At 70.3% G+C, this 19,445-nt stretch carries 16 protein-coding genes, 1 other RNA gene and 1 pseudogene; 1 reads left to right on the top strand and 17 read right to left on the bottom strand.

All coding sequences use genetic code 11. From position 1 onward, the window contains the following. Positions 1-104: 104 nt before the first annotated feature. The 9 genes and pseudogenes from OG700_RS25705 to OG700_RS25665 form a co-directional block, all read right to left on the bottom strand. Positions 105-386: an HU family DNA-binding protein gene (locus OG700_RS25705; RefSeq protein WP_003954777.1), complete on the bottom strand. Its 282-nt coding sequence runs from the start codon at positions 384-386 to the stop codon at positions 105-107. Positions 387-656: 270 nt separating this feature from the next. Continuing rightward, complete coding sequence (locus OG700_RS25700; protein WP_405617411.1) at positions 657-2,090, bottom strand: NAD-dependent malic enzyme; 1,434 nt, start codon at positions 2,088-2,090, stop codon at positions 657-659. 416 nt (positions 2,091-2,506) lie between these two features. Continuing rightward, entirely contained in the window at positions 2,507-5,110 is a 2,604-nt protein-coding gene (locus OG700_RS25695; RefSeq protein ID WP_405617409.1) for a HelD family protein, read from the bottom strand. A 61-nt stretch (positions 5,111-5,171) separates the two neighbouring features. Beyond that, positions 5,172-6,041: a zf-HC2 domain-containing protein gene (locus OG700_RS25690; protein WP_405617406.1), complete on the bottom strand. Its 870-nt coding sequence runs from the start codon at positions 6,039-6,041 to the stop codon at positions 5,172-5,174. Next, positions 6,038-6,625 carry a sigma-70 family RNA polymerase sigma factor gene (locus OG700_RS25685; protein ID WP_405617404.1) on the bottom strand — a complete coding sequence of 196 codons (588 nt, stop codon included), beginning with the start codon at positions 6,623-6,625 and terminating at the stop codon, positions 6,038-6,040. The genes OG700_RS25690 and OG700_RS25685 overlap by 4 nt, the downstream gene beginning before the upstream one ends. Before the next feature lie 221 nt (positions 6,626-6,846). Continuing rightward, positions 6,847-7,449 carry a CGNR zinc finger domain-containing protein gene (locus tag OG700_RS25680; protein ID WP_405617402.1) on the bottom strand — a complete coding sequence of 201 codons (603 nt, stop codon included), beginning with the start codon at positions 7,447-7,449 and terminating at the stop codon, positions 6,847-6,849. Positions 7,450-7,625: 176 nt separating this feature from the next. Further along, positions 7,626-8,153: a GNAT family N-acetyltransferase gene (locus OG700_RS25675; RefSeq protein WP_405617400.1), complete on the bottom strand. Its 528-nt coding sequence runs from the start codon at positions 8,151-8,153 to the stop codon at positions 7,626-7,628. Positions 8,154-8,264: 111 nt separating this feature from the next. Then, a pseudogene (locus tag OG700_RS25670) lies at positions 8,265-9,361 on the bottom strand (uroporphyrinogen-III synthase); the annotation flags it as partial. Between the two features lie 78 nt (positions 9,362-9,439). Beyond that, positions 9,440-9,706, bottom strand: a complete 267-nt coding sequence (locus OG700_RS25665) for a hypothetical protein (RefSeq protein WP_405617398.1) — start codon at positions 9,704-9,706, stop codon at positions 9,440-9,442. A 97-nt stretch (positions 9,707-9,803) separates the two neighbouring features. Between OG700_RS25665 and OG700_RS25660 the strand changes: the two genes are divergently transcribed. Then, positions 9,804-10,712: a LysR family transcriptional regulator gene (locus OG700_RS25660; RefSeq protein WP_405617396.1), complete on the top strand. Its 909-nt coding sequence runs from the start codon at positions 9,804-9,806 to the stop codon at positions 10,710-10,712. Here the strand turns inward: OG700_RS25660 and OG700_RS25655 are convergent. The 8 genes from OG700_RS25655 to ftsE all read right to left on the bottom strand — a co-directional run bounded on the left by OG700_RS25655 (position 10,657) and on the right by ftsE (position 19,312). Beyond that, on the bottom strand, positions 10,657-12,042 hold the full coding sequence (locus OG700_RS25655) for an acyltransferase (protein ID WP_405617394.1): 1,386 nt from the start codon (positions 12,040-12,042) through the stop codon (positions 10,657-10,659). The two genes, OG700_RS25660 and OG700_RS25655, sit on opposite strands and share 56 nt — an antisense overlap. Next, positions 12,039-14,159 (bottom strand): glycosyltransferase, encoded by a 2,121-nt coding sequence (locus OG700_RS25650; RefSeq protein WP_405621973.1) that lies wholly within the window; start codon positions 14,157-14,159, stop codon positions 12,039-12,041. The genes OG700_RS25655 and OG700_RS25650 overlap by 4 nt, the downstream gene beginning before the upstream one ends. Before the next feature lie 86 nt (positions 14,160-14,245). Beyond that, a complete protein-coding gene (locus OG700_RS25645) occupies positions 14,246-14,932 on the bottom strand; it encodes a hypothetical protein (RefSeq protein WP_405617392.1) in 687 nt (228 codons plus the stop codon). 487 nt (positions 14,933-15,419) lie between these two features. Continuing rightward, positions 15,420-15,806, bottom strand: a transfer-messenger RNA (tmRNA) gene (gene ssrA, locus OG700_RS25640). A 98-nt stretch (positions 15,807-15,904) separates the two neighbouring features. Then, complete coding sequence (smpB, locus tag OG700_RS25635) at positions 15,905-16,390, bottom strand: SsrA-binding protein SmpB (RefSeq protein ID WP_405617390.1); 486 nt, start codon at positions 16,388-16,390, stop codon at positions 15,905-15,907. 18 nt (positions 16,391-16,408) lie between these two features. Continuing rightward, a complete protein-coding gene (locus OG700_RS25630; protein WP_405617387.1) occupies positions 16,409-17,602 on the bottom strand; it encodes a S41 family peptidase in 1,194 nt (397 codons plus the stop codon). 67 nt (positions 17,603-17,669) lie between these two features. Further along, complete coding sequence (gene ftsX / locus OG700_RS25625) at positions 17,670-18,587, bottom strand: permease-like cell division protein FtsX (RefSeq protein WP_405617385.1); 918 nt, start codon at positions 18,585-18,587, stop codon at positions 17,670-17,672. A 35-nt stretch (positions 18,588-18,622) separates the two neighbouring features. Further along, complete coding sequence (ftsE, locus tag OG700_RS25620) at positions 18,623-19,312, bottom strand: cell division ATP-binding protein FtsE (protein ID WP_078077079.1); 690 nt, start codon at positions 19,310-19,312, stop codon at positions 18,623-18,625. Positions 19,313-19,445: the final 133 nt, after the last annotated feature.

Genomic DNA, 19,445 nt, shown 5'->3' with positions numbered 1-19,445 from the left:
TGCCTGCCTGAAGCTCGTCCGAAGCTCACCTGAGGCACCGTATTCAAGCCACAAGGGCGGTCACCCCGACCGGGGTGACCGCCCTTGTGCTCTGCCTGAGGGTGTTACTTGCCCTTGGCGGCTTCCTTGAGCTTGGAGCCCGCGGAGACCTTCACGCTGTAGCCGGCCGGGATCTGGATCGGGTCGCCGGTCTGCGGGTTACGAGCGGTGCGAGCGGCACGGTGGGTGCGCTCGAAGGTCAGGAAGCCGGGGATGGTGACCTTCTCGTCGCCCTTGGCGACGATCTCGCCAACGGTCTCGGCGAGGGCGGCCAGCACGGCGTCGGCATCCTTGCGAGTCACCTCGGCGCGGTCGGCCAGGGCGGCCACCAGCTCACTGCGGTTCATGTTGTTACTCCCGTGTTCTTCTTGCGTGTGAGGCGTGAGATCGAAGCCGATGCTGCCAGGACCCTCTGACAGTCCCTGTGACCGGGTCTGTCCTTCAGGTCTTCGCGCCCCAGTGGGGTATCCCCTGGACATAGTCCTTGGGAAAGCATCCTGCCCCCACCAGCGGCGGGAAAGCCAATCCGGGCCCTGAAACCCCCTTGGAGCAGCGGGCTCATGGTCCGCCACCCTAGAGGTGGGTTCACGGTGCCGCGAATCGCGACGCGCCGGGCGTCAGACGGACGTGGGACCTGTCACAGCGTCACCGGCGGCCTTGGCGGCGGTGCGTACGGCCCCCGCGACGGCTCCGGCGACCTTGTCGTTGAAGACCGAGGGGACGATGTAGTTCGGGTTGAGTTCGTCACCCGTGACGACGTCCGCGAGGGCCGCCGCGGCGGCGAGCATCATGTCCGTGTTGACGGCGCGTGACTGCGCGTCGAGGAGGCCGCGGAAGACCCCGGGGAAGACCAGGACGTTGTTGATCTGGTTGGGGAAGTCGGAGCGGCCCGTGGCCACAACTGCCGCTGTCTCGCGGGCGATTGTGGGGTCGACCTCGGGGTCGGGGTTGGCCAGCGCGAAGACGATCGCGTTGTCCGCCATGGCCGCGACGTCCGTGCCGTCCAGCACGTTCGGGGCCGACACGCCGATGAACACGTCGGCGTCGACGACGGCCTCCTTGAGGGTGCCGGTGACGCCCTCCGGGTTGGTGTTGTCGGCGATCCAGCGCAGGGGCGATTCGGTGGCCGCGGACACCAGGTCGGCGCGTCCCGCGTGCACCACTCCGTGGATGTCGGCGACGACGGTGTGCTTGACGCCGGCCGCGATAAGAAGTTTCAGAATCGCTGTACCGGCGGCACCCGCGCCCGACATGACGACCCGTACGTCACCGATCGCCTTGCCGACCACGCGCAGCGCGTTGGTCAGCGCGGCGAGCACCACGATGGCCGTGCCGTGCTGGTCGTCGTGGAAGACGGGGATGTCCAGGGCCTCGCGCAGCCGCGCCTCGATCTCGAAGCAGCGGGGGGCGGAGATGTCTTCGAGGTTGATACCGGCGAAGCCGGGGGCGATCGCCTTGACGATCGCGACGATCTCGTCGGTGTCCTGCGTGTCGAGGCAGAGCGGCCACGCGTCGATCCCCGCGAACCTCTTGAAGAGGGCCGCCTTGCCCTCCATGACGGGCAGCGCGGCCATCGGGCCGATGTTGCCGAGGCCCAGCACCGCGGAGCCGTCGGTGACGACCGCGACGGAGTTGCGCTTGATGGTGAGCCGGCGGGCGTCCTCGGGGTTCTCGGCGATCGCCATGCAGACCCGTGCCACACCCGGCGTGTAGATCATCGAGAGATCGTCACGGTTGCGGATGGGGTGCTTGGACTGCATCTCGATCTTGCCGCCGAGGTGCATCAGGAACGTACGGTCGGAGACCTTGCCGAGGGTGACGCCCTCGATCCCCCGCAGTTCCTCGACGATCTCGTCCGCGTGGCTGGTGGAGCTGGCGGCGATCGTGACGTCGATCCGCAGCTTCTCGTGGCCGGACGCGGTGACGTCCAGACCGGTCACCGAGCCGCCGGAGGATTCCACGGCCGTGGTCAGCTGGGATACCGCCGTACCACTCGCGGGCACTTCCAGTCGGACCGTCATCGAGTACGAGACGCTTGGCGCCGTTGCCATGACCGTGTTCCTCTGCTTTCACTGGCTTCACTTGCCGCACCACCTCGCGCCTGGCGTCCGGCGGGACCGTCCGATGGTCGCACCTACCCGCAGGTAGGCGGTAACGGGGGTGGAGCCGGAAAACCGCGCAAAGAAGCGGGTCCGCGTCAGTGTGTGACGCGGACCCGCCGCTGTGAAGACGTATTCCGGTGAATGTCCGTGAACACTAAGAAGAAAACTCCGGCGCACAACGACGAACAACGCCGAAGGACGTACGCCGGGAGAGAAGTGGCACCGACCCGCCATGCTCGCCTCGCGGCAAGTGGTCGCTCGAAGCGACGAAGGTTGGGCCCGGGGGCTTGGATCGAGCCGGTGCCGACACCAGGCTAACAAACCACCCGGGAAAGTTGATTCCCCCGCGCGAGTCGACTTGCGGATCAGTCCCTGAGCAGGTCGGGAACTCCCTGCTCGTCGGGATCGTCGCGGCCCGCCGAGACCACCGTGAGCTGTTGCGTCGCACGGGTGAGGGCCACGTACAGCACCCGCAGCCCGGCCGGGGACTCGTCGGCGATCTCGGCCGGCGAGACGACCACCGTGGCGTCGTACTCCAGCCCCTTCGCCTCCAGGCTGCCCAGCGCCACCACCCGGTCGCCGAGCCCCGCCAGCCAGCGCGCCGCCTGTTCGCGGCGGTGCATCGCGACGACCACGCCGATCGTGCCGTCGACGCGGTCCAGCAGACGCGCGGCCTCCTGCCGTACGGCTCCTTCCAGGTCGCCGTCCCGTACGGCGCTGAAGCGCGGCTCGACGCCCGTGGAGCGGACGGCGGCCGGGGACTCCATGCCCGGCATCGCGAGCGCGAGGACCTTGGCGGCGAGGGCCGCGATCTCGGCCGGGTTGCGGTAGTTGACCGTGAGGGTGAAGTGGCGGCGCGGGCGGTTGCCCAGGGCCTCGTCGCGGGCCTGAGCCGCCTCGTCCGGGTCGGACCAGGACGACTGGGCCGCGTCGCCGACCACCGTCCAGGTGGCGTGCCGGCCGCGGCGGCCGACCATCCGCCACTGCATCGGGGTGAGGTCCTGCGCCTCGTCCACGATGACGTGCGCGTACTCCGTGCGCTCGGCCGCCAGCCGCTCCGCGCGCTCGCGCTGCGACTCCTCGCGCTGCGGCATCAGCTCCTCAAGGCCGGTCAGCTGGTCCAGCGGGTCCAGCTCGCGGCGCTTGCGCGGGCGGGACGGGGTGCCGAGCAGCTGCTCCAGCTCGTCGAGGATCGCCACGTCGTGCACGGACAGCGGCCCGGTGCCGTCGGGGCCGGCGCGCCGCAGCGAGCGGGCGACCTTCCTGGTCTCGTTCGGGTTGAGGATGCGGCGGGCCCAGCGGCCGAGGCGCCGTTCGTCGGCCATCGCGGCCAGCACGCCGCGTGCGGTGAGTTCGGGCCACCAGGCGTCCAGGAACTCGATGAAGCTGTCCTCGGACGTCACGTCCTCGTCGAAGCCGCCGCGCAGTTCGGCGGCCAGTTCGGCGTCGCCCTTCGCCAGGTGGTCCCCGGCCCGCGAAGCGGCGCCGGACTTCGCCCACAGCGCGTCGAGGAGCAGCTTGCGGGCGCGCGGGCGCAGCAGGTTGACGGGTGCGGTGCCGCCCAGTACGGACTGTCTGACCCGGTGCAGCTCGTCTGATTCCAGCTCCAGCCGGCGGCCGAACGCGACGACCCGCAGCCGGGTCGGGGTCGCGGCGCGCCCCGGTGCCGGGGACGTACCACCGCGCGGTGCGCCGGTGGCCGCGTTGCCGCCGCTGTCGTCCCGCGCGGTGCCCGCCTCTTCCTCGCCGAAGGCGAGCTGGCCGGTGGACCGCCCGGCGGTCTGCCCCGCCGCCGTACGGCTGCCGCGGGCGCCGCGGCCGCCGGCGGGCGTCCTGTCGCCCTCCAAGGCCCCGCGTGCCGCCTTGCGCAGCACCTTGAGCATGCGCGCCGAGCCCTTGACGCGGGACACGGCGGGTTCGTCGTACGCGGTGGCCTCCGCGCCGTCCACGAGTGAGCCGACCGCGCGGATCGCGACCTGCCCCTCCTCGCCCAGGGACGGCAGCACGCCTTCCGTGTACGCGACGAGCAGCGGCGTCGGTGAGACGACGAGGATGCCGCCCGCGTACCGCCGCCTGTCCTGGTACAGCAGGTAGGCGGCGCGGTGCAGCGCGACGGCGGTCTTGCCGGTGCCGGGGCCGCCCGACACCTCGGTGACGGACGCGGCGGGCGCCCGGATCACCAGGTCCTGCTCGGCCTGGATGGAGGAGACGATGTCCCGCATGGTGTGGCTGCGGGCCTGGCCGAGGGCCGCCATCAGCGCGCCGTCGCCGATGACGGGCAGCGCGGCGCCGTTCAGCGTGGCGGTCAGCTCCGGGCGCATCAGGTCGTCCTCGACGCCCAGGACCCTGCGGCCCTTGGAGCGGATGACCCGGCGCCGTACGACCCGGCCGGGGTCGACGGGCGTCGAGCGGTAGAACGGCGCGGCGGCCGGCGCGCGCCAGTCGATGACCAGCGGCGAGTAGTCGGAGTCCAGGACCCCGATCCGGCCGATGTGCAGCGTCTCGGCGATGTCCGCGGTGTCGTCGGCGCGTACGGCGTCGTCGGCGGGCTCGACGGAGGTGTACGCGCCGTCCGGGCCCTTCTTGCCGTCCTTGCCGGGCAGCAGGTCGACCCGTCCGAAGAGGAAGTCCTCGAACTCGTTGTTGAGCCTGTTGAGATGGATTCCGGCCCGGAACACCTGCGCGTCGCGTTCGGCGAGCGCGCCGGGGGTGCCGACCTGGCCGCGTTTGGCGGCGTCGTTCATCAGGAACTCCGCCTCGTGGATCTTCTCTTCGAGGCGGCGGTAGACCTGGTCGAGATGTTCTTGCTCGACGGCGATCTCACGGTCGCGGACGGAGTCGGCGCCCGCGCCGGGCGCGAGGTCCTTCCCCGTCGCGTGCACGGGGTGGCCTATGGCGTCGTTTCCCTTGTCGCGTACGGGATCGACTACCGATCCAGCGGATTCAACAGCGGCATCCTGCGCGGCCACCGAGGCCCCCTTCTGACGTGCACTGGGCAGCCGTCAACCGTACGCGAAGGGGGCGGGTATGTCAGGCCTCGACCTCCACCAGACGTTTGCCGTCGAATGTCCGGACCTCGAAGTGGTCGATGTCGTCGCGGTCCATGGCGGCGCCGCCGTGCACGTACAGCGGGTTCTTCGCCGGGTCGTGCGTGCTGTCCGGGAGGCCGTAACCCCACTTCGGCACGGCCCAGGAGGTGACGATCTCCTCCTCGCCGGTCTTGGACACGGCGATGAGGCTGCACTTGAGCGGGCCCTTGACGTTCTTCAGCTCCAGGGCCGCGTGGGTCCCCCAGCCCTTGCGCTCCATGCCGACGGTCGCGCTGACCTTCGTCGTGGGATCCGTCGCCCGGACCTTCTCCGGCATGTGTTCCATGAAGGCGTCCTCGGCGGGGCTGGTGGGGTGCGGGTCGGCGGCCTGGTTGCTCGTGCCACCGTCACCGGAGGTGGCGACGACCGCGACGGCGGGACCGCCGATGACCAGCGCCGCGGCGGCGGCGACCAGATACATCGAACGGCGCCTGCGCTTGGCGCGCTTGACCGTGACCTCGTCCACGAGCCGGTCCAGGAGCCGGGGGCTGGGCTGCACGGTGACGGCGGGCGCGGGTGGCGGCAGTGTGGCCGCCGCGGCGGGCTGCGTGAAGGGATCGGACCGGCCGAACGGCGACGGCTGCCCGAAGGGCGACGGCTGCCCGAACGGGTCCGGATTGTCCGCCAGCAGGGCCAGCATGGGCTCCATCTCGGCGAACTCCTCCAGATGGAGCGCGCAGATGTGGCAGCCCGCGAGGTGCGCCTCGAAGGCGGTGGCGTCGGCCTCGTCCAGAATGCCGAGCGCGTACGCCGCCGCCGCGTCGTGCGCGGTCGCGCCGTCGCCCTGCCCGGACTGCTCGTACGTGGTCACGCCGAGACCCCCCTCTCCTCCAGCGCGAGCTTCATGGAACGCAGTGCGTAGAACACACGCGACCGCACGGTCCCACTGGGTATGCCGAGCGTCTCGGCGGCCTCGTTGACCGTACGTCCCTTGAAGTACGTCTCCACCAGAACTTCCCGGTGGGCGGGGGTCAAATCATCGAGCGCATCAGAGAGCGTCATCAGCCACAACGCCTTGTCGATCTCGTCCTCCGCGGGCATGACCTCCAGCGGCGACGGGTCGACCTCCTGCGGCCGGGCCTGCCGGCTGCGGTGAGTGTCGATGACGATACGCCGGGCGACCGTCACCAGCCAGGGTCGGACAGAGCCGGTCGCCCGATTGAGCTGACCGGCGTTCTTCCAGGCACGGATGAGCGTCTCCTGCACGACGTCCTCGGCCCGTTGGCGGTCACCCGCGACGAGGCGCAGGACGTAGGCGAGCAGGGGTCCGGCGTGTTCCCGGTAGAGGGCGCGCATCAACTCCTCGTCGGGAACGGGGATGTTGGCGCGCCGGCCCTCGCTCCGGTGCCGGGCCCGGTGAGGTCGGTCATCGGCCACGGCCGCATCCTTGCGCACCTGAACCTCCCGGTCGAGACCTTGAGTTGGCTGCTTGTTCCGCTCACTGGTGACTTACGGACCGGTGGGCGGACGCACTCAACGGCGCAGCGGAAATCTTTCAAGATCTTTTACAGGGAGGGGCGGGAGGGGCGGACCAGGGCGGACCCGAGACAGCCCGGCACACGGGCCGGCGCGGACCCCGGCGGGCCGGGCTCTCGGGCCGGCGCGGGCCGGGCGGATCAGGCGCGGGCGACCGCCGCGCGGCGGCGGTGCCGGGCGACCCGCTCCCTGTTGCCGCAGACCTCGCTGGAGCACCAGCGCCGGCGGCGCCCGCGCGAGGTGTCCAGATACACCCGCCGGCAGCTGTCGCCCTCGCACTGCCGCAGCCGCGCCCGCGCGACGGGGTCGGTCAGCAGGTCCACGGTGTCCCGCGCCACGACCGCGAGCAGCGCGCCGCATTCGGGCTCGTCGCTCAGCGCCCGGACGAGGCCGCCGCCCGGCTCACGGACGGCCCGGATACCGGGCGGCGCGCCGGCGGCGATCGCGTTGACGCGCTCCAGAGCGGCTGCCGCGTACCGGCCGTCGATCTCGGCGCGCACCAACTGGCCGACGCAGTCGCGCAGTTCGGCGAAGCGCTGGACCCAGCCGGTGTCGACGCCGGTGAGCGGGGTGCCGGCGGGCACCAGGCCGGAGCCGGTGAGCCAGCGGCCGAGGAGTCCGGCGCCGTCGGTCCGTGGCTGTTCGCCGAAGCCCCTCGGTGCCGGTTCCCCGGCGGCCACCAGATCCAGGCAGACCCGCCCGGAGTCGAATCGCCACTCGTCCCAGCCCATGCCCGTAGTCATGCGCCTGTCACCGCCCCGGTCGCCGTCCTGCCGCATTCTTCCTGCCGCATTCTTCCCAGAGTGCCTGCCCCGGAACGCGTCCGGAACCCCTCCGGGGACCCCTCACTTGAACCGTCGACGATGAAATCACAGCCTCGGCGGGGGAACCCCGGCCCCCGCGACACCCTCTTAATGACTCACGGTGCGGTGTTCGGCGGCCCGTCGTGCAGGATCCGCTGGAAGAGATGGTGGTCGCGCCACGCGCCGTCGATGTGCAGATAGTTCGGTGCCGTACCGATCAGCTCGAACCCGCATTTGCGCAGCACCCGTTGCGAGCCGGCGTTGGAGAGCATCGTGCACGCCTCGATCCGGTGCAGCCCCAGATCCTCCAGAGCGGCCCGGCACACCTCCTCGGTGGCTCGGGTGGCCAGTCCGCGCCCGGTGTACCGCGCGTCGATCCAGTAGCCGAGGCCGGCGCTGCGGAACGGCCCGAGGACCAGCGTGGAGAGGGTGGCCTGGCCCACGATGTCGCCTCCGTCGACGAAGTGCCAGCGCAGATGGGCGGGGTCGGCCAGCAACTGGGCCTGCCCCTCCGGCGTGTAGTAGTCGGCCGTACGGTACGGCGACCAGGGACCCATGTGGTCCCTGTTGCGCAGAAGCGCCTCGGCGAGCGGGCCGGCGTCTTCCGCTCGCGCGGGCCGGAACGGAAGGGAGTCGTTGACCATCCGATTAAAATAGACGCGGCGCTTCCGTTTCGGGTACCGGAGCGGTCACGCCGATCGACGGACGGTCACCCGGCCCTGTTCACGCGCCCTCGCCCGCACTCGCGCTCCTGCTCAGGCGCCCCCGTACTTCGTGCCGGCCGCCGGATCCAGCGCGAGCCGGTAGCCGCGCCTGACGACCGTCCGGATCGGCTCCGACGCGCCGAGTGCCGTACGGAGCCGGGTCATGGCCGTCTCGACGGCGTGCTCGTCGCTGCCCGCCCCGGGCGGCGCCCGCAGCAGATCGGCCCGCGAGACCACCCGGCCGGGCCGCTTGGCGAGCGCGTTCGCCAGGGCCGTTCCGGCGGGCGGTACGGGCCTCAACTCGCCGTCCAGCAGCACCGCGTGGCCGCGGATCTCGAAGCCGCGGCCCGCGACCGTCAACGTCCGCGTACGGTCGGGGAGTTCGAGGCAGAGCACCTGAACGAGCGGGCCGAGACGGAAGCGTTCGGGCTGGACGGTGTCGATGCCGTGCCCCTGGAGCGGCAGGGCGGTGACGGGGCCGACACAGACGGCGAGCACATCGTGGTGCGGGGCCTCGACCAGTTCGGCCGGCAGACCGCGCCCACCGGCCCGGGAGAGCAGCGAGGCGGCGGCGGGCGCGCCGGTGAAGGTGACGGCGTCCAGGGTGCGCGCGACGGTCGCGTCGATGAGCCGGTCGACGGGCGCGATGTCCTCGGGCGGCATCCAGCGGTCGACGGACGCGACGACGACATCGGCGCCGCCGGCCCGCAGCGCCTCCACGAAGCCGGGCAGCGGCTCCCCGTGGAGCTGGAGCGCGACCCGGCGCCCCTCGACGCCCTCGGTCGGCAGCCGGTCCAGCACCTCGGCCGTGGACTCGGATTCCGGCGACCACTCCTCGGTCAGCCCGGCGGCGCGGATCGCGCCCTTCACCTTCGGCCCACGCGCCGGCAGCTCGGTGCCGCGCAGACAGTCGAGCAGATCCTGGCCGTGGCCCCAGCCATCGGCCGCCTCCACCAGCCGCGGAAGCCGATCGCGGTCGTCACGATCACCACATGCGGCGGGCGGCCGTTCAACTCCTTGGTGGCGGCGAGGAGTTCGGTGTCGTCGGAGACCGGCACGATACGCAGGGCGGGGGCGTGCACGACGGCGGCACCGCGCCGGGTGGGCAGCGCCCCGAGCTCGTCGGCGCGCCGGGCCGCGGACCGGCCGGGACGGTACGAGAATCCCCCTCCGCCGGGGCGGAGCGGAAGGGGGTCCCGGCCTTGTTTCTCGCCGCCGGGGGCCTCTCAGCGACCGGTACGGCACTCCGCCTTTGGTGCGTACATGACACTGCTCGCGCCCACCACCAGCCTCGGCCCGCCCCCGCCGCAGGGCTCCAGCCAGACCCGCACCCGCCCGCAGGCGCACCGCGTGTAGACCATGGTCCCCTCGGCGACGGCGTGGCGCGACGCCTCCTGGAGCGGGGCCGCCACAGGCCAGCCGCAGTCCGCGCAGACGGCGATGTCTTCCGACCGGATGTCCCGCGGACGGATGTCTCTCGGATCAGCTTCCATACGGCCCAGCGTCCGCCCCCCGGACCGTGCGCGTCCATCGCATCTTTCGGGACGGAACCATGCCGAAACAGCGTACGAATGGCGCACGATGGACGGTGTGATCAATCTGCGCCTCCTCCAGACGCTGCGCGTCATGCACGCGCGGGGCACCGTCGCGGCCACCGCCCGCGCGCTGAACCTCTCCCCGTCCGCGGTCTCCCAGCAACTGCGGCAGCTGTCCCGCGAGGTCGGCGCCGAACTCTGGGAGCCGGACGGCCGCCGGATCCGCCTCACCACGGCGGGCTGCGTCCTGCTGCACCACGCGGACCTGCTCAGCGCCCAGTGGGAGAGGGCCAGGGCGGATCTCGCCGAGCACGGCGGCGGCACGTACCGCACGCTGCGCATCGGCGGCTTCGCGACCAGCATCGGCCCGCTCCTCGCGCCCATCGCCCAGCAGTTGCGGGACGCGACGCCGCCGATCCGTACGACCGTCGCGGACATCGACACCCGCCACTGCTACGAGCAGTTGCTGGCCGGGAAGCTCGACATCGCCGTCCTCACCCAGCTGCCCGGCAGCCCCACCATGGACGACCCCCGTTTCGACCAACAGACGCTGATGGACGACTACATCGATCTGGTCGTCCCGGCGGAGCACCCGCTGGCCGGCCGCGAGCGCGTCGAGCTGTCCGAGACCGCGGACGACGACTGGATCTCGCCGCACCACGACCAGAGCCGCCTCATCGAGGCCCTCTGTGCCGCCTCCGGTTTCGCCCCGCGGCTGGTCCACCACGCCGACGAGTGGTCGGCGGTGCTCTCGCTGGTCAGCCACGGTCTCGGCATCTGCCTCGTGCCGCGACTGGTCCCCCTCACCACCCATCCGGAGCTGGTGAGGATCTGCGTCAGCGGCGACCCGCCGCCCTTCCGGCGGGTCCTGACCTGCGTACGGTGCGGCAGCGGGACCCAGCCGACGATCAGCGACGGTCTGGCGAGCCTGCGGGCGCGGGCGGCGCTGAGCCCCTGGACGTAGGACCCTCCTTCGAAGAACCGCCAGAGCCGCCGGAGCCGTTCGGCCAGAGCCTCGGCCGCCGTTTGGCCGCGACGTCCTCGACCCACCCGAAGGCCAGGATCGCGACCGCTATCAGCGGCCAGACCAGCACCAGCATCAACGCCGGGTAGGCGGCGTCCAGTTGGTCCCCGTACTTCCAGATGTTGGGAATCTTCCAGAGCTGGTCGATGATCGGTACCGTCGCCATGATCAGCAGGTTGTGCCAGAGGTAGATCGTCACGGCACGGTTGTTGGCGAGCGTGATGGTGGAGTCGAACTGCGCCAGCTTTCCCGGCAGTTGCCGCCACGACGGCGAGTACTGGAGCAGGATCGCGCAGAATCCGAGCGACCAGGTCGCCTGGGCCAGCGGGATCTCGTCCAGGTTCCAGCCCTCGTCGGTGAGATGCCCCGACGCCCACCAGAGCCCGAAGGCCATCGTGAACGTGGCCAGCGACACCGTGAGGTAGCGCGGCACCCGTGTGAACATGCCGTCGTTGTGCGCGAAGCCGAGGATCCAGCACGCGCCGTAGACCGCGAAGTCCGTGAGCGCCAGGCCCGTTTCGCCGGGGATCTCCACCAGACCGGTGCCGATGACGGCGGTCAGGGCGAGCGGCGCCAGCAGCGTCGCCCACGGCATCCGTCTGAAGGCCCACAGCAGCAGCGGCGACGCCAGCACGAACCAGAGGTACGCGCGGATGTACCAGAGCGGCCCGGCCGTCTGGCTCGCCCACGACAGGTCCAGCCAGCCGCCCTCGGAGCCGCTCTCCCACGGATACGGCGGCGCCCCGACCGGGAACAGGTAGTTGGCCAGCTTGAGGAACCACCACAGGCCCTCCTCCCTGACCGGCTTCCAGCCCATCGCGAACATCACCGGGACGACGACCAGCGCGAACGCCCACATCGGCGGCAGCAGCCGCCGCATCCGGCCCCGGATGACGCCCAGCGAGGGCCGGTTGAGGGAGCGTGCCATCAGCGAGCCCGCCAGCGCGAACATCACGCCCATGGAGGGGAAGAGGATCGTCAGCCAGGCCCAGCCGAAGATGTGGTAGATCACCACCCGCCCCAGCGCGATCGCGCGCAGCAGGTCGAGATAGCGGTCACGGCCGGCCGGGCGCGCGGCGTCCGGTGTCCCGCCCGTGGCCGGCCTCACGCCTCCCGGCGCCTTGTGCCGGGCGCGCGGCACGCTCCCGGTGCCGGTGCCACTCCCACTCCCGGTGCCACTCCCGGTGCCGGTGCCCGTGGCACCGGCGGCGCCCCCGATCCCACCGGCGCCCCCGGTCACTCCCCCGGTGTCGACAGAAAAGCCGCTCATGCCACTGGCCTCCGGATGTCGTCGCGCCGCCGGCCGGTCGTGGCCCCCGGCGCCTCCACGGCGCCCGTGCGGCGCAGCTTCTGCCAGCGGAGCCGGCCGCCGGTGAGGGCCGTGATCCAGGACTGGAGCAGCACGACGTACATGAGTTGTCGGTAGAGGACCTGCTGGAGGGGCAGCGAGATCAGATGGACCATGCGTTCGCCGTCGAGCCGGAAGGCGTACGCGGCGCAGACCGCCTGTACGGCCAGCACGCCCAGCCACGCGATGACGGTGTTGCGCGTGGGGCCGAAGACCAGCCCGTACAGCAGGAACACGTCGATGAGCGGTGCCAGCAGCGGGAACAGCACCATGAACAGCGAGACCAGCGGCAGTCCGACGCGGCCGAAGCGCCCCGAGGGGCCGCGTTCGATCACCGCGCGGCGGTGCTTCCAGATCGCCTGCATCGTGCCGTAACTCCAGCGGTACCGCTGGGACCACAGCTGCTGTACGGACTCCGGCGCCTCGGTCCAGGCGCGGGCCCGCTCCGCGTACACGACCCGCCAGCCGTCGCGGTGCATCGCCATGGTGATGTCGGTGTCCTCGGCGAGGGTGTCCTCACTCATCCCGCCGACCCGCTCCAGGGCCGTGCGACGGAAGGCGCCGACGGCGCCGGGGATGGTGGGCATGCAGCGCAGCAGGTCGTACATGCGGCGGTCCAGGTTGAAGCCCATCACGTACTCGATGTGCTGCCAGGCGCCGATGAGGGTGTCTCGGTTGCCGACCTTGGCGTTGCCCGCGACGGCCCCGACATTCGGGTCGCCGAACGGCTGGACCAGCTCACGCACGGTGGACGGCTCGAAGACGGTGTCGCCGTCCATCATCACGACGAGGTCGTGCCGGGCGTTCGCGATGCCGTTGTTGAGCGCGGCCGGTTTGCCGGCGTTGGCCTGCCGTACGACCCGGACGTTCGGCAGCCACATGTCGTCGACGAGGTCCGCCGTGCCGTCCGTCGAGCCGTCGTCGATGACGATGACCTCGATGGGATGGTCGCTCTCCATCAGGGAGCGGACCGTGTTGGCTATGCAGGCGCTCTCGTTGTACGCGGGCACGAGCACCGTCACCGGTTCGGTGACCGGCTCACCCCAGCGGAAGCCGCGCCGCCGCACCTTGCGCGCGTGCGCGAAGGACAGCACCAGCATCAGCCCGAACCGCCCGATGACCAACACACCGATCGCGGCGAGCCCGGTCACCAGCACGGCGGTGGTGCCCTCCGAGACGGCGACGGCGCCGACGAAGGCCTTGCCCTGGAGCAGTTCGACGCCGGAGACGGGGGTGTGGGCGCTCGGGGCGCCCAGCGCCTCGGTGAGGTTGGCGAACTCGTACCCCCGGTGCTGCATCTTCGGCAGGAAGCGGCCCAGCGCGGTGACGGTCTGCGAGCGGTCGCCGCCCGAGTCGTGCATGAGGACGATGGAGCCGCTGGTGCCCTTCGGGGTGGCCCGGTCGATGATCTCGTGGACGCCGGGGCGCTTCCAGTCCTCGCTGTCGGTGTTGTTGAGCACAGTGATGTAGCCGAGGCCGCCGATGTACTCGGTGACCGGCCAGGACTTGTCGTCCATCGCGCCGGCGAACGAGGAGTACGGCGGCCGGAAAAGCGACGTGCGGATACCGGCCGCGCCCGCGAGCACCAGCTGGTTCTGCGTCAGCTCCCAGTCGATACGGGACTTGGACTGGTACGCGAGGTCCGGGTGGTTGAAGGTGTGCAGGCCGATCTCATGGCCCTCGGCGACCATCCGCCGCACCAGCTCCGGATGGCGCGAGGCCATCGTGCCGGTGACGAAGAAGACGGCGTGCGCGTCGTACTCCTTCAGCTTGTCGAGGACCTTGGGCGTCCACTGAGGATCGGGTCCGTCGTCGAAGGTCAGCACGAGCTTGCGGTCGGGGACCTTCAGCGCCTTGGGCGTGGTCGTCCCGCGTGCGTCTATGACCGGGCCGCCCTTGAGGATCCGGTTGGGCACCTGCTCGGTGCCGGCCGGGGGGCGTACCCGGTGGTCGGCGAGGATCTCGCTGTGCACATAGCCGCGCAGCATCAGCATCACGAGCAGCGCGACGAGAAGCAGCGAGGGCAACAGATAGCGCATGGGCAGCCGGCGTCTGGCGACGCGCCCCCGCTTCTGCTTGTGCTGGCCTTTGTGCGACGGGGCCCGTCTGCCAGAAGAGGTCATTGCTACCGGGCGCCTTCCGCGACTGCCTGCTGGCCGTCCTGCACGGGTGGATCGACGGGCGGTGTGTCCGAGGGGCTGGGATCCGGGCCGGGATCGACCGGCCCCGGATCGACCGGTCCCGGGTCGGTGCCACCGGGATTGGGCCCGGGGTCGGGATCCCCCGTGCCCGGACCGGGCTCGCCGGGATCCGGCCGCGGATCGGGCTTACCGGGCGTCGGGTCCGGGTCGGGCTTGCCGGAGGTCGACCCGGACGGGTCGGGCTCCCGCGTCACTCCCGTGCTCGCGTCGGGCGCGGACGGCGAACCGGAGACGGAGTCCGACGGGCTGGGGCCGAGACCTCCCGCGCCCGGCGTGGCCCCCGTGGTGGGCCGGTCCTCCGGGGGCGGCTGTATCTCGACCTTGTCGGAGTCGCGCTTGTCACTGACGCCGGGTATCTGGAGCCAGGGGGCGCTGGAGCTGCCGCCGATCAGGGCCGCGGCCAGGGCGACGGCGTAACAGGCGCTGGCGATGGCCAGCACCCAGCCGAGACGCCGGAGTTTCTTGCTCCGCCGGCCGCTGGCGTCGACGAAGACGGGACCGTCGGAGCTGTCCGCGGCACGCGCCGCAGGTATGCCGGAGGCCTCCGCGGTCGGGCCGGGCAGCTCGGAGAGCTGCCGTCCCAGACCGTCGAGCTCGACGGTGACGTCCATCGACTCATGCGCATGCCCCTTTTGGGCATCTTCTCGCCAATTATCCACTGCTGTACGCACATCCCCCACAGGATCACTGGGTGCGTGCATGAAACTGGCCGGAATACGGCCATCGGCCGGGCCCCCACCCGAACCGAGCGCCCCCACCACTTGCACCCGGACCCAGAATGTAGCGCACGGCGCCGACACCCGCGCTCCAGCTTCGCCAGTTCATGGGGCATCTGTACGAGTTCATTGCCGAACGGCCGACCTTGAGGTAAACGTTCCGGCCATTCGGCACGGTCGCCCGACATGGGGCGCACTGTCCTGAACTGGCCTTATTCCGGGGCGCTTCGATGCGACGCGGCGGGCCGGCGGCTGCGCGGCCGACGGCGGGCCGCACCTCGCCGAGCCGCTGTGTCTGATTTCACGGCGGGGACTCGGCGCCGGGAGCACGGCGAAGGCCCCGCTGCCACCAGGGCAGCGGGGCCTTCGCCTCACATGGGAACTGTGGAGATGGCGGGAATCGAACCCGCGTCCAACGGTGCGGAACCAGGGCTTCTCCGAGTGCAGTTCGCTACGCTTTTCTCGGCCCCGGAGATCACACGAACAAGTCTCCGACGGGCCCAGTCACTGTTTGATTTCCCACCGTGTCCCGTGACCGAACACGGTGGTTTAGTCCCCTAATTGATGCCAGGATCCGGGTCGGGAACACTCCCGGGCTGACACTCCACGGAGTCTTCGCTAGCTGCTAATTAAGCAGCGAGAGCGAAGGTGGAGGAATCGCGCTTGGAATTGGCGATTATAGTTTGCGACATATGGTTAACGAGATCATTGCCGCTTCCTCGACTCGCTTCCCCTGCCTCGACATCCGCTGTCGAAACCGATCATCCCCATGTTGATTTTTCAAACGCTGCCCCTGCTGTGCGGGACAACAGCCATCGTACGTGACCAACACGGCGCGCGGCCACCTTATTCCGCCCCGTGGGGCGATCAGGCCCGCTGACGGCGGCGCGCGGCCGACACCACGCGGTCCGTCTCACGCCGGTCCTGCTTCTCGCGGAGCGTCTGGCGCTTGTCGTACTCCTTCTTCCCCTTCGCCAGCGCGATCTCGATCTTGGCCCGCCCGCCCTTGAAGTACAGGGCCAGCGGCACGATCGTGTGGCCGGACTCGTTCGACTTCTGCTCCAGCTTGTCGATCTCCAGCCGGTGCATCAGCAGCTTCCGCTTCCGCCGCGCCGAGTGGTTGGTCCAGGTGCCCTGGGTGTACTCGGGCACGTGCACGTTGTGCAGCCACGCCTCGTGGTCGTCGATCTGTACGAAGCCGTCCGCCAGGGAGGCGCGTCCCTGGCGCAGTGACTTGACCTCGGTACCTGTCAGCACGAGACCGCACTCGTAGGTGTCGAGAATGAGGTAGTCGTGCCGCGCCTTCTTGTTCTGCGCGACCAGCTTGCGCCCTGTGTCCTTTTCCTTAGCCATAGTGCCTTCATTTTCGCACTAAGACCCGCCCCCGAGGCCACTCAATACTGTGCGGGCCCGCTCCTGGGCCCGTTCGTCCACCACCAGGTCGGGTGTGATGCCCTTGTCGTCGACCTTGTGACCGGCCGGTGTGCGGTAGTGCCCGACCGTCAGCTCGGCCACGGAACCGTCCGGCAGCCGGCTCGGCATCTGTACGGAACCCTTGCCGAAGGTGGGCGAACCGACCGTGATCGCCCGGCCCCGGTCCTGGAGGGCGCCCGTGACCAGCTCGGCGGCGCTCATCGTGCCGCCGTCGACGAGCGCCACCACGGGCCGCTCGGTGTCGCCGCCCGGGTCCGCGTACAGGGCGCGCTGCTCACCGCGTATGTCGTACGTGGCGACCAGACCGCCGTCGAGGAAGGCGGAGGCCGTCTCGACGGCCTCGGTGACCAGCCCGCCCGCGTTCCCCCTGAGGTCGAGCAGGACGCCGGCGCCCCTGGGGGCCTCCAGGACGGCGTCCTTGATCTGCTTGCCGCTGCCCTTGGTGAAGGCGGCGACCTTGATCACGAGCGCGCCGTCGGTGCCGGTGTCGAACGTGACGGCGTCCGTACTGAGGCTGGCCCGGCGCAGCCGCTCGGTCCAGTCCTGTCCGTCGCGCGTCAGGCCCACGACGACGGTGGTGCCCGCGGAGGCGTCCTCGGACCGGCCGGTGTCCCGGTCCGTACCGTCACCGCGCAACAGCGCGACGACCTCGGTCACCGGCCGCCGGCCCACCGGCTCGCCGTCGATCGTACGGATGATGTCGCCGGCCTTGATCCCGGCCAGTGCGGCCGGGCCGCCCGGCTGGACCTTGCTCGCCGCGATCCGGCCGTCGGCCAGCCGCTTGGCGGAGAGACCCACCCCGGTGTACTTGCCGTCGAGGGCCTGCTCGAACTCCTCGTACTCACCCTTGTCGTACACGGCGCCCCAGCGGTCACCGCTGCGGCTGACGACGTCCTCGGCGGCCTCGGTGGCGGACTTCCCGTCGGCCATGGCTTCGGCGGCGGCCCTGGCGACCTCGTCCTTGTCGGCCGTGGAGGCGACGGAGCGGGTGCTTGTCCGGGCGGCTTCCTCGTCGGCGCGCGGCAGCGAGCCGGTGGCCGCGGCGGTGGCGAGCACGCTCGCGAAGAGCAGTGTCAGGGCCGCCCCGCGGTAGAACCCGTGGGGCCTGAGGCGATTTTCGTGGCCCGGCATGGCGACGAGTCTAGGACAACCCCCGGCGCCGCAGAGCGGCTTGGCGAGACGACGCCAGGGGCGATCATCACACCTTGAGGTACTTGCGCAGCGCGACGGAAGCGGCAACGGCCGGCATCAGCAGACCGATCACCAGCACCAGCGGAAGGACGGCCAGCACGGCGTCCCAGCCGATGAAGTTGACCAGTTGCATCTTGTCGGCGAGCGCGAGTCCGCCGTCGATCAGGAAGTAACGCCCGGCCAGCAGCAGGACGCAGGCGACGACGCCGCCGATCAGCCCGGCGAAGGCGGCCTCCATGATGAACGGCATCTGGATGTAGAAGCTCGACGCCCCCACCAGCCGCATGATGCCGGTCTCCCGGCGTCTGCTGAACGCGGACACCCGGACGGTGTTCACGATCAGCATCAGGGCGATGACGAGCATCAGCGCCATCACTCCGAGCGCGGCGACATTCATGCCCTGCATCAGGTTGAAGAGGTTCTCCAGGATGTTGCGCTGGTCCGCGACGGACTGCACACCGTCCCGGCCCTCGAAGGCGGTCGCCACCACCTTGTACTTCTCCGGGTCCTTCAGCTTGACCCGGAACGACTCCTGCATCTGGTCCGGGGTGATCATCCCGGCGATGGGCGTCTCGCCGTACTGCTCGCGGTAGTGCTTGTACGCCTCGTCGGCCGTCTCGTGGTAGACGTCGTCGACGATGTCCATCTTTTCGAGATCGGCTTCGATGGTCTTCCGCTGGTCGGCGGTGGCAGGACCCTTCTCGCACTTGTCGGTGGTCTCGGCGTCACCCTTGTTGCACAGGAATATCGAGACGTTGACCTTGTCGTACCAGAAGTCCTTCATCACGCTGACCTGCTCGCGCATGAGCAGTGCGCCGCCGAACAGCGCGAGCGAGAGGGCTACGGAAATGATGACGGCGAACGTCATCGTCAGATTTCGGCGGAGACCGACGCCGATCTCCGACAGGACGAACTGGGCGCGCATGGCGTCCTTTCAGCTTTCGATGCTCTTCGCGTTACTCAGTGCTGGTAGCCGTAGACGCCTCGCGCCTGGTCTCGCACGAGACGGCCCTTTTCGAGCTCGATCACACGCTTGCGCATCTGGTCGACGATGTTCTGGTCGTGCGTCGCCATCACCACAGTCGTGCCGGTGCGGTTGATGCGGTCCAGCAGCTTCATGATGCCGACGGAGGTCTGTGGGTCGAGGTTGCCCGTCGGCTCGTCCGCGATCAGCAGCATGGGGCGGTTGACGAAGGCCCGCGCGATCGCGACGCGCTGCTGCTCACCACCGGAGAGTTCACCGGGCATCCGGTCCTCCTTGCCGCCCAGTCCGACGAGATCGAGGACCTGGGGGACGGATTTACGGGTCTCGCCACGGGACTTGCCGATGACCTCCTGCGCGAACGCGACGTTCTGCGCGACGGTCTTGTTCGGCAGGAGGCGGAAGTCCTGGAAGACCGTGCCGAGTTGACGGCGCATGCTCGGCACCTTCCAGTTCGACAGCCGCGCGAGATCCTTGCCGAGGACGTGCACCATGCCGTGGCTGGCGCGCTCCTCACGCAGGACGAGGCGCAGGAAGGTCGACTTGCCGGAGCCCGACGAGCCCACCAGGAAGACGAATTCCCCCTTCTCGATATCGAGGGACACATCACGCAGAGCGGGTCGGTTCTGCTTCGGATATGTCTTGGAGACGTTGTCGAATCGGATCACGGGTGCACCACGGTAGGCCGGGAGTAGGTGAGCGAGACCTTACGCGAACCGGCCAAGGCCGCGCAGTCGGCCGCCGGGGTTGGTCCGGGCATGGGTGATTTATCACGGATGACGGCCGAGCGCCATCGGGGAC

This window comes from Streptomyces sp. NBC_01508 (assembly GCF_045040315.1).
GTDB lineage: Bacteria > Actinomycetota > Actinomycetes > Streptomycetales > Streptomycetaceae > Streptomyces.
The sequence above is the reverse complement of the archived record's forward strand: the minus strand, read 5'-3'. Positions and strand labels throughout refer to the sequence as shown.